The organism is Actinomyces sp. oral taxon 897 (assembly GCF_002999235.1).
In the GTDB taxonomy this organism is placed as follows: Bacteria; Actinomycetota; Actinomycetes; order Actinomycetales; family Actinomycetaceae; genus Actinomyces.
Genome location: NZ_CP027236.1, coordinates 424830 through 437715, shown reverse-complemented (window position 1 = coordinate 437715; position 12886 = coordinate 424830). Strand labels below are relative to the sequence as shown.

Annotated in this window: 13 protein-coding genes; 3 read left to right on the top strand and 10 right to left on the bottom strand. The window is 72.1% G+C overall.

Translation table 11 applies throughout. The annotated features are described in order from the left end of the window. Positions 1–2: 2 nt before the first annotated feature. Together C3V41_RS01810 and C3V41_RS01805 are read right to left on the bottom strand one after the other, a co-directional pair. The gene (locus C3V41_RS01810; protein WP_106108856.1) at positions 3–596 is read right to left on the bottom strand and encodes a zinc transporter; all 594 of its coding nucleotides are present in this window, start codon (positions 594–596) and stop codon (positions 3–5) included. 230 nt (positions 597–826) lie between these two features. Further along, the gene (locus C3V41_RS01805) at positions 827–1486 is read right to left on the bottom strand and encodes a DUF6318 family protein (RefSeq protein ID WP_129591454.1); all 660 of its coding nucleotides are present in this window, start codon (positions 1484–1486) and stop codon (positions 827–829) included. 436 nt (positions 1487–1922) lie between these two features. On the opposite strand from C3V41_RS01805, the gene C3V41_RS01800 reads away from it, so the two are divergent. After that, the gene (locus C3V41_RS01800; RefSeq protein WP_106108854.1) at positions 1923–2528 is read left to right on the top strand and encodes a class I SAM-dependent methyltransferase; all 606 of its coding nucleotides are present in this window, start codon (positions 1923–1925) and stop codon (positions 2526–2528) included. Positions 2529–2536: 8 nt separating this feature from the next. On the opposite strand, the gene C3V41_RS01795 is transcribed toward C3V41_RS01800, so the two are convergent. The 5 genes from C3V41_RS01795 to miaA form a co-directional block, all read right to left on the bottom strand. Beyond that, positions 2537–3526 carry a hypothetical protein gene (locus C3V41_RS01795; protein ID WP_129591453.1) on the bottom strand — a complete coding sequence of 330 codons (990 nt, stop codon included), beginning with the start codon at positions 3524–3526 and terminating at the stop codon, positions 2537–2539. A gap of 58 nt (positions 3527–3584) precedes the next feature. Further along, entirely contained in the window at positions 3585–5192 is a 1608-nt protein-coding gene (locus C3V41_RS01790) for an MFS transporter (RefSeq protein ID WP_106110592.1), read from the bottom strand. 52 nt (positions 5193–5244) lie between these two features. Next, complete coding sequence (gene brnQ, locus C3V41_RS01785) at positions 5245–6636, bottom strand: branched-chain amino acid transport system II carrier protein (RefSeq protein WP_106108852.1); 1392 nt, start codon at positions 6634–6636, stop codon at positions 5245–5247. Positions 6637–6712: 76 nt separating this feature from the next. Then, positions 6713–7699, bottom strand: a complete 987-nt coding sequence (dapF, locus tag C3V41_RS01780) for a diaminopimelate epimerase (protein WP_106108851.1) — start codon at positions 7697–7699, stop codon at positions 6713–6715. Between the two features lie 9 nt (positions 7700–7708). Next, positions 7709–8722, bottom strand: a complete 1014-nt coding sequence (gene miaA, locus C3V41_RS01775) for a tRNA (adenosine(37)-N6)-dimethylallyltransferase MiaA (protein WP_106108850.1) — start codon at positions 8720–8722, stop codon at positions 7709–7711. A gap of 144 nt (positions 8723–8866) precedes the next feature. Here miaA and C3V41_RS01770 point away from each other — a divergent pair, with 144 nt between their 5' ends. Further along, a complete protein-coding gene (locus tag C3V41_RS01770) occupies positions 8867–9313 on the top strand; it encodes a YbjN domain-containing protein (RefSeq protein ID WP_106108849.1) in 447 nt (148 codons plus the stop codon). Next, positions 9310–9879 (top strand): YbjN domain-containing protein, encoded by a 570-nt coding sequence (locus C3V41_RS01765; RefSeq protein WP_174714738.1) that lies wholly within the window; start codon positions 9310–9312, stop codon positions 9877–9879. Before C3V41_RS01770 ends, C3V41_RS01765 begins: the two co-directional genes overlap by 4 nt. A 229-nt stretch (positions 9880–10108) precedes the next feature. Here C3V41_RS01765 and C3V41_RS01760 read toward each other — a convergent pair whose 3' ends face one another. Genes C3V41_RS01760 through C3V41_RS01750 form a run of 3 tightly spaced genes read right to left on the bottom strand, consistent with a single transcriptional unit; the run spans position 10109 to position 12886 of the window. After that, a complete protein-coding gene (locus tag C3V41_RS01760) occupies positions 10109–10621 on the bottom strand; it encodes an FMN-binding protein (protein ID WP_106108848.1) in 513 nt (170 codons plus the stop codon). After that, positions 10618–11394 (bottom strand): ABC transporter ATP-binding protein, encoded by a 777-nt coding sequence (locus C3V41_RS01755; protein ID WP_106108847.1) that lies wholly within the window; start codon positions 11392–11394, stop codon positions 10618–10620. The genes C3V41_RS01760 and C3V41_RS01755 overlap by 4 nt, the downstream gene beginning before the upstream one ends. 1 nt (position 11395) lies before the next feature. After that, positions 11396–12886: an ABC transporter permease gene (locus tag C3V41_RS01750; protein WP_106108846.1), complete on the bottom strand. Its 1491-nt coding sequence runs from the start codon at positions 12884–12886 to the stop codon at positions 11396–11398.

The following is a 12886-nucleotide window of genomic DNA, read 5'->3' as shown; positions in this document are numbered from 1 at the left end:
GTTTAGTGTCCTTGTTTGTGCTCTGCGTGGTCGGTGAGGTGTGTTGTGGTGTCTACTAGGTTGAAGGTGTCAGACTGTTGGGTTGTTGTGACGGTGCCTTGGACGTCGTGCCAGGTTCCGTCCTGGGGGCGGTAGCGGGCGGTCCAGGTGGTGGTCAGGGTGAGGTGGACGCCGGTCTGGGGGTGGTGGTAGCGGTGGGTCAGGGTCTGGTGGGGCCAGGGGGCGCCGGGGCTGGTGGTGGTCGTGGTGGTGGCGTCGCCCCAGTCCCAGTGGTAGGAGGTGGGGGTGGCCTCGACCTCCACGGCCACCCCGGCCACGGTGGTGGACAGGGTGCGGGTGGAGGGGTCGGTGTAGGCGATGAGGTCCACGTCCACCCGGGCCGTGGTACCAGGGGGCTGGCGGGTGATGCCCGACCCGTCCACCATCAGGGAGGCCACGTCCCTGGCCGAGACCACCACCGGCACCACTGCCGGGGCGGGCTCCTCGGGCTCCTCGGGTTCGTAGGGCCTGCAGAACAGGTGGCCGGGGTCCGGGGCGTAGGCCACGCACACCAGCGGGGTCTTGCCCGGCTTCGACACCGAGAACGACACCACCACGTCAGACGACCCACCAGACGAACCCGACCCAGAACCACTAGACGAACCCGACCCCGCACCCGCAGCCGGATCCAGACGCTCATACTGATCACCAATAAGCGTAATGGAGTTTCCTTCTGATGATCCGGTGATGGCGGCATTTGACGAGTCTCCGTCGGCCTGTGCCGCAGGAGCGATGGTGACGAATGAGAGAGAGGCCAGCACCCCGAGACCGCGCAGGAACCTTGCTGTCATGACTCTACTACCTCCGTGCCCCCTACGGTCCATGTGCCGTCGTGATAACGTATCGCTATGCGGACGAGGTTGGTCTCGGCCGGGGAGTTCTTTCCGTCCGAGCCGTCCCCGTGGTGGGTCGAGATGTCCCCGCTGTGCAGGGTGACGTCTACCTGGTGGTATTCGTATCCGGGGTTGAGGGGGTAGGCCTCGACCTTCTCGGCGGTCTGCTCCCAGGGGTCGGCCCAGCCCCCCTCCTGGTGCAGCCTGGTGACCTTGTCGATAATGTTGTTGCAGAACTTGCACTGCTGCTCGCTCATGGCCTCGAAGTCCTTGGTGTCACCGGTGACGAAGGCGTACTGGTAGAGCCGGAGGAAGTACACGGCCGCGGCCGCTGCCGCCTCCAGGCTGTCCTCACCCAGGTTCTCGGGCCGCTCCGGTGGTGGTGTGGCCAGGGCCGCCTCGCGCCTGGCCGCCAGGTCCGGCCCCAGGGCCGCGTCACGACTGGCCCGCGCACTGGCCGACGCAGAGGCCGCAGCCGCCATCGCGCTGGCCCCCACCTCATAGGGATCCACACTCGGCGACGCCCCCGCACCAGCCCCGCCAGAGCACCCCACCAGGACGGACACCATGACCACCACCAGGACAGGCGTCGTCCACGACCGGACCCGCACCATCACGACCCCCTCACACACCCAGGAAAACGACGAACACCAGGGGCGGGCCCGGCGGCACCAGCGCCACCACGACCAACCCCACCGCCAACCAGACGACACACACCACCATAACACCACCACCCAACCCACGCACACACACCACAACCACCACACACCAGAACCCCAGACACCCCCACACCCACACCCCCCAAACCAGGACCCACGTCCCACACCCACCCAACCGAACCGGCACCCAGGCAGCAGCCCAGCAGCACCCGCCCCGGACCCCGCCCGCAGCACCACCCAGACACCACCAGCTCACACCCGTTCTCACGACGAACAAGTACCGTTCTCGCGACGAATAAGTACCGTTCTTACGAAAGGGCGGGCGGGACGGAGGGGAGGGACGGGAGGACGCGGGCGGCCCCGCCCGCCGTGCCGCCACTACCCTGGTGGCGTGAGCGAGCACTACTTCACCCCAGGCCCCAGCACCCCTACCGAGGAGCGGACCCACCACTTCACAATCCGGGGGCGTGACCTCACCGTCACCACCGCGAACGGGGTCTTCTCCGCCGACCGCCTGGACAAGGGCACCCAGGTCCTCCTCGCCCACGTCCCCGACCCGCCCGAGCAGGGCACCCTCCTGGACCTGGGGTGCGGGTGGGGGCCCATTAGCCTCGCCCTGGCTGGCGCCGCCCCCCACGCGACCGTCCACGCCGTCGATATCAACGAGCGGTGCGTGGAGCTGACAGCCCGCAACGCCGTCGCCAACGGCCTGACCGTCCACGCGGCCCTGGCCGACCAGGCCCTGGCCTCACTGCGTCAGGCGGGGACCACCCTGGACCTGATCTGGTCCAACCCGCCGGTCCGCATCGGCAAGGGGGCCCTGCACGCCCTGCTGACCACGTGGCTCGGCCTCCTTAGCGAGCAGGGGCAGGCCTGGCTCGTCGTCCAGAGGAACCTGGGTGCTGACTCCCTGGCCGCCTGGCTGCGCGCCGAGGGCTGGCAGGCCACCAGGGCCTCGTCGTCCAAGGGGTACCGGGTGCTGCGCGTGACCCGCTGAGGGACCCTTCAGTCGAACAGCCCGGGCACGTTGTCCTCGAAGGCCTTGGTGAAGACCCCGAGGTCGTGCCCGCCACCCGGCATGACCGTGTAGGTCAGGGACTCCGAGGTGAACAGCTCCGGGTCGGAGGTGCGCAGCGTATCGACCAGGAGGTCCATGAACTGCGTCTCCTCGATGTCCTTCTCCCCCACCACGGCATAGATCCGCAGGTCCAACGACGTGGTCCCGACCTGCGCGGCCTCGGCGGAGATGTGCTCGGCGGTGGCCTGCGCCGCCTCGGCGCCCTGGTAGCCGTCAACCTCCCAGCTGCTCGCGGAGACGGGCATGAACCGCGAGAAGAACGGCAGCTGGTCCTCCAGGACGTCCCAGGTCATGATCGAGCCCATGGAGAAGCCGCCAAAGGCCCGGTGGTCACGGGTGTCCACGAGCTGGCTCGTCCTGACCTGCTCCGGCGTCGTGCCAAAGCGGTACCGGGCCTCCACCGCCGGGACCAGGGCCTCCGTGAGCTCGTGGTCGGTGAAGAAGGTGACCAGGGGCTCGTCCAGCATCCAGTCGTCACTGTCGGAGTCCAGGCTCGGGTCCGGGTAGTAGGTCGTGAACACCACCACCGTGTCCAGGGTGCCCTTCCGGGTCATGTCCTCCAGGACCGGCTGGAGCTGGCTGGCCATGTCCTGGGCCGACTGGGAGGAGCCGTGCATGAGGTAGAGGAAGTTCGTGTCCCGGCTCAGGGGGGCGTCCGGGTGCGGGAGGTAGACCAGGGCGGTCTTGTTATAGACCGTCCCGTCGTAGGTGACCTGGTAGTCCACGGAGGTCAGCGTGGGGCGCGAGGGAGCCTTCTGGGCGGAGGCGGACGCCTGCGCCACGGTGGTGGCGGTGGCCTGCGCTCCTTCGGGCGACAAGTCGTACGGGGCGTGACCGCCCATGAGCGCCGGTCCTGTGGCCGCCGCGGTCAGCACGGCCAGGACACTGAGCACCGTCTGACGCCTGTCATACCTCACAGGCACCAGGGTAGTGTCCGCCTACCGCTCCCGCCCTCAGCGGTAACGGTCAGGCATCTCACACCGCGGTCCCCGGCTCGTCCGGCACCCCACCGGCCCGCCCCAGCGACGGCGGGCGCCGGTCCCGCCGGGCACTGGCACGCAGGTCGGCCCAGGCCACCAGGGCCGAGACGGCGATGACGGCGGCGATCGCCCCCAGGCCCACCTGGGAGGCCGTGTGCCAACCCGAGCCCCGGGCCACGGAGAAGGCCAGGCCGGTAATGGCGGAGATGCCGATAGCGGTGCCGATCCTCTCCCCGGTCTGGATAATCCCGCCCGCGGCACCCGCGTAGGGCAGGGGCACGTCGGCCAGGGAGAGGGTCTGGTTGGGTGAGACCACCAGGCCCTGCCCCGCGCCCAGGAGGAGGAGGGTGACCGCCATCCACCACGGGCTCAGGGCGAGGACGGCGTTGAGGTGGACCACGACGACGGTAGCCCCCAGGCCCACGAGCCCCAGGACCATGCCCCGCAGCACCATGACCCGGCCCACGCGGGTGACGCTGCGCCCGGAGACGGAGGCGCCTACGGCGCTGGCCACGGAGGCCGGCAGGCCCATGAGCCCACTGGCCAGGGCGGAGTAGCCCAGGCCAGCCTGGAGGTACTGGGCCGTAATGATCCAGATCGAGGTGTAGCCCATGAAGTACACGGCGATGGCCAGGCTCCCGTAGGCGAAGGAGGGGACGCGGAAGAGACTGAGGTCCACCATGGGGGCCCTGCCGCGGGCCGCGTAGCGCCTCTCCCAGGCCACCCACCCCGCTACCAGGACCAGGCCCGCAACGAGCAGGCCCCACACCCACGCCCCCCGCTGGTACTCCATAAAGGGCACCATAACCAGGCCCGTGGCCACCGTCAGGAGGGTCATGCCCACCGGGTCCAGGTCAACCGGACGGCGGCCACGGCCCGACGGCGCCGCGGGCCCCTGTGGGGCCGGCCCGGAGCCGCCAGCCCGGCCAGCCGTCTCGCCAGCCACCGCGGCACCCCGGGCGGCCCCCGCACCCGGCACGGCGTCAGGGCGCCCCCAGGCGGTAGGCGGCAGGGCACGCCAGGCGACCCACGCACCGGCCAGGGCGAAGGGCACGAAGACGAGGAAGGAGGAGCGCCACCCCCACTGGTCGCCCAGGGCCCCGATGAGCGCGCCGGACATGAGGGGCCCCACCGCGACCGAGACCCCGATGACCCCGCCGAACAGGCCGAAGGCCCGCCCGCGCGCGGCCCCGGCGTAGTACTGCTGGATCAGGCCGGTGACCTGCGGGTTGAACAGCCCCGAGCCCACCCCCATGAGGACCCGGGCGAGGTTGAGCGCCAGGATCGAGGGCGCCACGCCCGCGGCCAGGGAACCCAGGCCGAACAGGACCAGCCCCGCCACGAAGAGCCGCCCGCGCCCCATGACGTCCCCGGCCCGCCCGGCGGGGACGAGCAGCACCCCGAAGACCAGGGAGTAGCCGGAGACCACGAGCTGGAGGCCCCCGGTGCTCGTGGGTACCGAGGCGGCGATGGCCGGCAGGATCACATTGACGCTGGAGACCGCCAGGAGGGAGACGAACGCCGGGATGAGGAGTACCGGGAGGATCCGGCGCTGCTCAGGGGTGAAGGTGGGCAGTTGCCCTGAGGGCTGGGGGTGACGCACCCTCGCAGCGTACGCGCGACCGGGGCCAGGCGGGACCCCGGTGTAGCACACCTCAGGACAGGGACGCGATCACGTGCTCCACCTCCTCCTGTATCCCGGAGGCGTCCGGGGCGGGGGTGGACCAGCGGCCCGTGCCCACGTCCACGACCAGCCCGACGGCCAGGGCCAGGAGCGTGGGCAGGATCCAGCCGGTGGAGTCGTTCCACAGCCCGGTGCGGGCCAGGAGGGCGCTGACCCTCTCCTCGCCCAGGGACGGCAGGGCGGAGAGGACCGCCAGCACCGTGCTGGCCGCGACCGGCCACAGGTAGGCGGCGCGCAGGTGGCCGGGGGCCGCGACGTCGATCAGGGTGACCACCACCAGGGTCATGGCGACCGGGTAGAGGATAACGATGACCGGTGAGAGCACCACGATAATCTCCGACAGGCCCAGGTTGGCCAGGACCAGCGAGACCAGCGCGGAGACCAGCAGGTGGCGGTCGAAGGGCAGGCGCGGCACCACGGTGACGGCGTAGCCGGACCAGGAGGACAGCAGACCCACGGAGGTGGTCAGGCAGGCCAGGACGGCGATGGCGGCGAACAGGAGGGTCCCCAGGGTCCCCAGGTTCGCCGAGGCCGCCGCACGCAGCAGGCCCGCGCCGTCGGTCACGTCCCCGCCGGTGCGCTGCCCGATCATGGCCAGGCCGACGTAGACCACCGCCAGGAGGACGGCGGCGATCAGCCCCGAGCTGACGGTGGCGCGGGCCACCTGCCGGGTGCCGTGCAGTCCCTGGTCCCGCAGGGCCTGGATGACCACGATGCCGAACACGGAGGCGGCCAGGACGTCCATGGTCAGGTAGCCCTGCGTGAGCCCCGTCGTCAGGGGCGCGCTCGCGTAGGCCCCCGTGGCGGCCCGGTCCACCGGGGAGGAGCCGGCCACGGTCGCCACGCACAGCACGGCCAGGAGCAGGAGCAGCGCCGGGGTGAGCCACCTGCCCACCCGGTTTGCGATACGGCTGGGGCGCAGGGCCACCAGGACCGTGACCCCCAGGAAGACGACGGCGTGGACGAACAGGGCCGGGCGCCCGGGGGTGAGGCCCAGCAGCTCCAGGACGGGCCGGGTGGCCAGCTCGTAGGACACGGTGGTCACCCGGGGCGCCACGTAGAGCGGGCCAATGGACAGGTAGACGGCCAGCGGCATGACGACGCCGAACCTGGGCCCCACGCGCCGGGCCAGCCCGAGAATGCCCTCCCCCGAGGTGGACACGGCCACGATGGCGGTCAGGGGCAGCAGGACGCTCGTGGCCAGGAACCCCAGGAGCACGGGCAGGAAGTGGCTCCCGGCGGAGGCCCCGACCACGGGAGGGAAGATGAGGTTCCCGCTGCCGAAGAACAGGGCGAAGAGCATCAGGCCCGTGGTCAGGACGGTGGTGGAGGTGCGGCGTGGCGCCGTCGTGGACGTGGTCATTGAGGGCCTCCTGTGGTGGTCACTCAGGGCTCCGGGCGCGCCCGCTGGGGTGGTGGCGGACTGGGGGCACGGCGGGTCAGGTCAGGGTGACACGCCCGACGACCTGGGCCGGGCCGGTCAGAAGGACGGTGGAGCCCTGCGCCAGGGGGGCGGCCCCCACGTGCACCCCGACCTCCCCGCCGGGCAGGATGATCCGGTAGTCCTCCGGCGCGCCCGGCCCCTCCCACTCGTGCAGGGCGACGGCCACGGCGCAGGCCCCGGTACCGCAGGCCAGGGTCTCCCCCACGCCGCGCTCCAGGACGCGCACCCGGGCCACGCCCACGCGCTCACCGGTGCCGGGGTCGGTCTGCTCCGCCAGGGGCACGACCAGCTCCAGGTTGGTGCCGGCCTCGGGCACGGGGTCGTAGGCCACCGGCGCGCCGGAGCCGGTCAGGCCGGCCAGGGCGGCGGCCTCCAGCTCCTCGCGGCTGCCCAGGGCGACGACGGTGTGCGGGTTGGGCACGGCCAGGCTCAGGGCGGCCCGCTGCCCCGGCAGGCCGGGGACGGTGACGACGGTGTCCCAGCCGGGCCAGTCGGGGTCGGTGGCGGACGTGCCCGGCAGGAGGGTGAGGCGGGCGGGCCCCATGTCCACCGTCCAGTAGTCCCCCATGCGGGTGAGGGTGCGGGCCCCGCCCCGGGTGCCAATGGTCAGGCTGGCGCCGTCGGGCACGTCCACCAGCCCCTCGGACAGGAGGACGGCGGCGAACAGGCGCGAGGCGTTGCCGCACATCTCGGCCACGGAGCCGTCGGCGTTGTAGTAGTCCATGAACCACTGCGCCTCGGGGACGGCGGCGTGGAAGGCCCGGGCCCCCTCCAGGGCGGCGGTGCGCACCACCCGGACCAGGCCGTCGGCCCCGACGCCCCGGTGCCGGTCGCACACGGCGGCGACGTCACCGGCGGTCAGGGCCACCTCCCGCTCGGGGTCAATGAGGAGCAGGAAGTCGTTGCCGGTTCCGTGGCCCTTGATGAGGGTACGGCCCGACAACGCGCCACCGGTACCCGGGCTGGTGTCGCTGTGCGTCATGAGTACAGCCTATGCGTTGGAGCCCACGACGCCCTCAGCGTCGCTCACCACACGCAGGGCCTGGCCCACCAGGCGGTCACGCTCGCCGGCGGGCAGCTCACCGGCCTCGGTCAGGGCCACGTCCAGCCAGTGGACCCGTGGGTCGCGGCGGAACCACTTGGCCTGGTAGCTGGCGAGGCGGCGGGTGGCCTGGGCGGTGGCGGCGATCGCCTCCTCCACCCCCATGCGCCCGTCGAGGACCGCGAGCGCCTGGGCGTAGCCGATGGCCTGGCTGGCGGTGGGCCCCTGGCGCAAGCCCCGGGCGAGGAGGGCGGTGGTCTCGGTCAGGAGCGTGGAGGCGTCCTCCTTGGTGGGCCTGGTCCCCGGCCCCAGGAACATGGCCCTGGCCCGGGCCTCGATACGCCGGTTGAGCAGGTCCCGGCGTGGGCGCAGGGCCAGGTGGACGGTGGGGACGAGGTCCTTATAGCGGGGCAGGTTGGCGGAGAAGGGGCGTCCGGTGATCTCTATCACCTCTAGTGCGCGGACCACCCTGCGGGTGTCGGCGGCGTCGATCCGCTCGGCGGCCCGGGGGTCGCGGTGGGAGAGCTCCTCCCACAGGGCGGCCCCGCCCCGGGCCCTGAGGCGCTGGTCCAGGGCGGCGCGCACGGCGGGGTCGGTGCCGGGGAAGTGCAGGGCGTCGGTGACGGCCCGGACGTACAGCCCCGAGCCCCCGACGATGAGCGCGCGGTTGCCACGCGCCTCAATGGCCTCCAGGTCGGCGCGGGCGTGGCGCTGGTAGGCGGCGACGCTGGCGGGCTGGGTCACGTCCAGGACGTCGATCTGGTGGTGGGGGTAGCCGCGGCGCCCCTGTGCCGGGAGCTTGGCGGTGCCCACGTCCATGCCCCGGTAGAGCTGGGAGGCGTCGGCGTTGAGCACCTCGGTGCCCCTGGTGCCGTCTGCCGTGCCCAGGGCGTCGGCCAGGTCGAGGGCGAGCTCGGACTTGCCGGTGGCGGTGGGGCCGACGACGGCGACGCGGACGCTCATGACCTTAAGGATACGGGCCTGGTCGGGCCGTCGGGCGAGGGGCTCCCGGGTCCTGCCTACCCCTGCCGGCACCCCGGCCAGTGAGGCGTGTCGCGGCGGGCGGAGGGTGGCTCTAGGACCTGTTTCCCAGGATAGGCTGGTGCTATGCCCACCGCCGTCATGCCCGCCCCGGTGGACGTCGCGCGCGTGCTGGACAGCCTCAGCCGCCTCGGTCTGCGGTCCTTCGTGGACGACGAGGGGGACGTGGGGATCCCGTGGCGCAGTGTCACCGTCCACGTCATCTTCCAGGACACCCGCGCCTTCCAGCTGCGCGGGCTGTGGCACCGGATCGCGGACACCGAGCACCTGGCGTCCCTGCGCCAGCTCGTGGAGGACTGGAACGCCACCCGGATCGGCCCCAAGGCCTACCTGACGCTCTCCGACGCCGGGGTGGTCCGTCTCCACGGGGAGGTCACCTACCCGCTGGCGGCGGGGATGACGGACGACCAGCTCGACTCCTTCGTGTTCACCAGCTGCCGGCTGATCGTGGCCCTCATGCGGGAGGCGGAGGAGACCTTCCCCGACCCGCTGCGTGGGAGCCTGGAGCCATGAGCCCTGCCGGACGCCCCCGCACCTGGCGCACCCTGCTGGCCTCCCTGCTCGGGGCGGTGCGCCAGCCCCGCCGCCCCGAGCCCAGGGTCCCCGAGCCCGCCCCCAGGCAGATGGTGGAGCGTGAGCCCGCCGCGGCCCTGGAGGTGCCGGCCCTGTCCCTGGGTCGGGTGCGTTCCATGCTGAGCAAGTCGATGGGCTACCACGTGCGTGACCACGTCGATGAGGAGCACCCCTCCTTGCTGGGTACGTGGAACGGGTTCCCCTTCGTCATTGAGGAGCCTGCCGAGCACCCCGGATGGCTGCTGGTCTCGGGCGACTGGCAGGAGCCGGCCCTGCCGGGGCAGCGTGACGAGCTGGCCGCCAGCGTCAACGACTGGAACCGGGACAAGTTCTTCCCCACGGTGGCCCTGGTGGACACCCCGGTGGGACCGCTGGTGCGCACGATCTACCTGGTGGACCTGACCACCGGGGTCACGGACAGGCAGCTGCGCCTGCACCTGAACACGGCCCTGGCCTCCTGCACCCAGGCCCTGGCGGAGGTGCGCCCCCTGCTGCCGGAGCTCTGAGCCGCTCCCCCGGCCCCGCTACCCCACCGACCTGACCCGAGGCGGCCGGCGCTCCCCCGGCCCGCCCCCGCTTGCTACGTAGAGGCCAGCACCCAGGGTGGGCTCCCGGCGCGCCCCGGGCTGGCGCATCTGCCAGGGCCCTACGCATCTCCGGGAACGTGGACCCCCGGCCCGCCCGCGGTGGCCGCCGCCCTGTCAGCGGCGTGGCCCCCGGCGCACCCTGCCCGGCTCACTGCTGGGCCTGGGAGGCAATGGCGTCAATGGCCCGGTTGAAGGCCTTGGAGGTCTTGGAGGCCCCTGCCAGGGCGGTGACGTGGGCGTCGGCCAGGCTCCTGCCGGTGACCGCCCCCTCGATCTGGGCCACGAAGCCCTTCATGTAGTCCCGGGAGACGGAGGTCAGGGGGTGGCCGGTGACGTTCATGTCGGTGATGACGCCGCCGCTCAGGGTGACGGTCACGTCAATGGAGTCCTCCTCCACCAGGTCGTCCACCGGCCCGTAGGACTCGCTGGCCGTGTAGGTGCCGTCCGTGTAGGAGGCTGAGGGCGGGGCGGTGGTGTGGTCGCAGCAGTCCGAGGGGGTGGCCGAGGCCGCGGGCTCCTGGGTGCCGGGGGCCTGGGTCTGGGGGCGGCTGGCGTACTCGTCGGAGCTGGGGGTCTCGCCGCCGGCGCAGGAGACCAGCGACGCCGTCGCGATCAGGATCCCGGCGAGGGCGGCCGGGCGCCGCAGGGCGGGGTGGTTCATGACGTGGTCTCCTTAGCGGTCGGGGTGCCAGGGGCGTGGTCACCGGGCTCCTGGGCGCCCTCCAGGCCCTGCCCCTCGAAGTCGAGCATGTCGGCGGCGCGGTGGCCCTCGAAGCCCTCGTTGGTCTTCTCCCCCACCAGGCGCCCGTGGTTGAGGAGGATCTGGCGCTGTCCGGTGGAGGCGACGTGGGCGTCGTGGGTGACGACGATGAGGGTGGTGCCCTGGGCGTGGAGGCGTCCGAAGATGTCCAGGACGAGCTGCTCGTTGGTCTCGTCGAGGTTGCCGGTGGGCTCGTCGGCCAGGACCAGCTCGGGCCTGTTGATCAGGGCCCGGGCGATGCACACCCGCTGCTGCTCGCCGCCGGAGAGCTGGCTGGGCAGGTGGTGGGCCCGGTCGGCCAGGCCGACGGAGTCCAGCATCTGGCGGGCCTCCTTCTCGTCGACCATGGAGTGGTAGTACTGGGCCACCATGACGTTCTCCACGGCGGTCAGGTGGGGGATGAGGTGGAACTGCTGGAAGACCAGGCCGATGACGTTCTTACGGATGTCGGTCAGCTGTCCCGCTGTCAGGGAGCCCAGCTCACGCCCGTCCAGGGTGACGGTGCCCTTGGTGGGGGTGTCCATGCAGCCGATAATGTTCATCAGGGTGGTCTTGCCCGACCCCGAGGAGCCCACGATGGACAGCCACTGGCCCCTGGGGACGGTCAGGCTCAGGTCGTCCACGGCGGCCAGGTCGCCGTAGATCTTGGAGACGTGGGAGAGCTCGAGCAGCATGTCATTCCTCTCGCAGGACGAGCGCGGGGTCGATGGAGGCGGCGCGGCGCACCGGCCGGTAGGCGGCGACCACCGCCACCAGGACGGTCACCGCCACCGAGACGAGGGCCAGCCACCACCCGAAGCCCGCCGCGGAGTCGAACACCCCCAGGAGCACGGCCACGGCCAGGCCGTAGCCGACGGCGGTCCCCACCAGGCCCCCGAACAGCCCCAGCAGGGCGGCCTCGGAGTAGAACTCGACGGCGATGGCGCGCCCGGAGGCCCCCAGGGCCTTGCGCAGGCCGATCTCGTTGCGACGCTCGGAGACGATGACGGTCATGGTGGTTGACACGCCCACCAGCGTCAGGGCCAGGACCACCACGCAGACCACCCAGAAGAGGGTGTTGAGCATGGTGATAATACGGGTGTCGCCGCTGGTGATCTTGGCGACCGGCTGGGCCTGGACGGAGTCGCCGGTGGCGGCGACGGCGTCGACCACGGTGGACATGGGGGCGGCGGCGGTGTCCACGCTGAACTCCAGGACGTCGTAGCCCGGGGCACTCACGCCGGTCAGGGCGTCCACGTCGGCAGCGTTGGCGTAGACGATGTCGTCCTCGCTGCCGCCGGTGTCCACGATCCCGGCCACCTGCCAGCGGGCCTGGCCGGGTGCGGTGGGCGACGCCGGGTTGGCGGAGTCCTGGGAGGCGGCGGCGGTGGACCAGGCCTTGGAGCCCGGGACGGGCCCGGTGTGGTGGTGGCCCACCGTGGCCTGGGAGCTGGACGCGCCGGCGTCGTCGGAGGAGACCGAACCCTGACCGGACTGCCCGGCATGCCCGGAGTGACCTGCGTGGCCCGGGGCGGTGGTGGCGGTGCCCGTGGGCGCGGCGGTGGGGGTCAGCGGGTCCGAGCTCACCGACCCGTCGGGGGCCACCGAGGTCTGGGAGCCCAGGTCCAGGTTGTCGCTGGAGAGGTACTCGGCGGTGACCGTGGAGCCGACGGTGAAGCCCGCGGCCTCGGCCACGTCGGAGCCAATGAGGACCTCCCCGGGGCCGGGCCAGTGGCCGGTCACCTCCCAGTGCCCGTTGAGGGTCCGGACCCGGTCCACGTCGATACCGGCGAGCATGTAGGGGGACTTGTTGATACGCACCGTCTCGTAGCGGTAGGCGGCGGTGGCCAGCTGGTCCGTGCCCACGCCCAGGGCGGTGGCCACGGCGGCGTCCACGTCGGCGGCCTCCTGGGAGGAGATCCGGGGGGCGGAGCCCTCGGAGGCCACCGGCACCACAATGAGGTTGGCCCCGAACTGGCGCATCTGGGCGCTCATCTGGGCGGGGACCGCCAGGCAGACGGCGGCCAGGCAGAACAGGGTGGCCGAGCCCACCGCGGAGGACAGGACGGCCGCCAGGGCCCGTGAACGGCGGCGTCGCATGGCGGCGGCGAGCATGCGGACGAACAGGCGCCGGTTGGTCGTCCCGCGGGGCGTCCGCGAGGTGGTCGTGGGGGTGGTCTCGCTCAT

Bases quoted from the DNA above. Each gene is read 5' to 3' on its own strand.
- C3V41_RS01805 (WP_129591454.1), bottom strand. From the start codon at position 1,486: ATGGTGCGGGTCCGGTCGTGGACGACGCCTGTCCTGGTGGTGGTCATG.
- brnQ (WP_106108852.1), bottom strand. From the start codon at position 6,636: ATGACCACGTCCACGACGGCGCCACGCCGCACCTCCACCACCGTCCTG.
- dapF (WP_106108851.1), bottom strand. From the start codon at position 7,699: ATGACGCACAGCGACACCAGCCCGGGTACCGGTGGCGCGTTGTCGGGC.
- miaA (WP_106108850.1), bottom strand. From the start codon at position 8,722: ATGAGCGTCCGCGTCGCCGTCGTCGGCCCCACCGCCACCGGCAAGTCC.
- C3V41_RS01770 (WP_106108849.1), top strand. From the start codon at position 8,867: ATGCCCACCGCCGTCATGCCCGCCCCGGTGGACGTCGCGCGCGTGCTG.
- C3V41_RS01765 (WP_174714738.1), top strand. From the start codon at position 9,310: ATGAGCCCTGCCGGACGCCCCCGCACCTGGCGCACCCTGCTGGCCTCC.
- C3V41_RS01760 (WP_106108848.1), bottom strand. From the start codon at position 10,621: ATGAACCACCCCGCCCTGCGGCGCCCGGCCGCCCTCGCCGGGATCCTG.
- C3V41_RS01755 (WP_106108847.1), bottom strand. From the start codon at position 11,394: ATGCTGCTCGAGCTCTCCCACGTCTCCAAGATCTACGGCGACCTGGCC.
- C3V41_RS01750 (WP_106108846.1), bottom strand. From the start codon at position 12,886: ATGAGCGAGACCACCCCCACGACCACCTCGCGGACGCCCCGCGGGACG.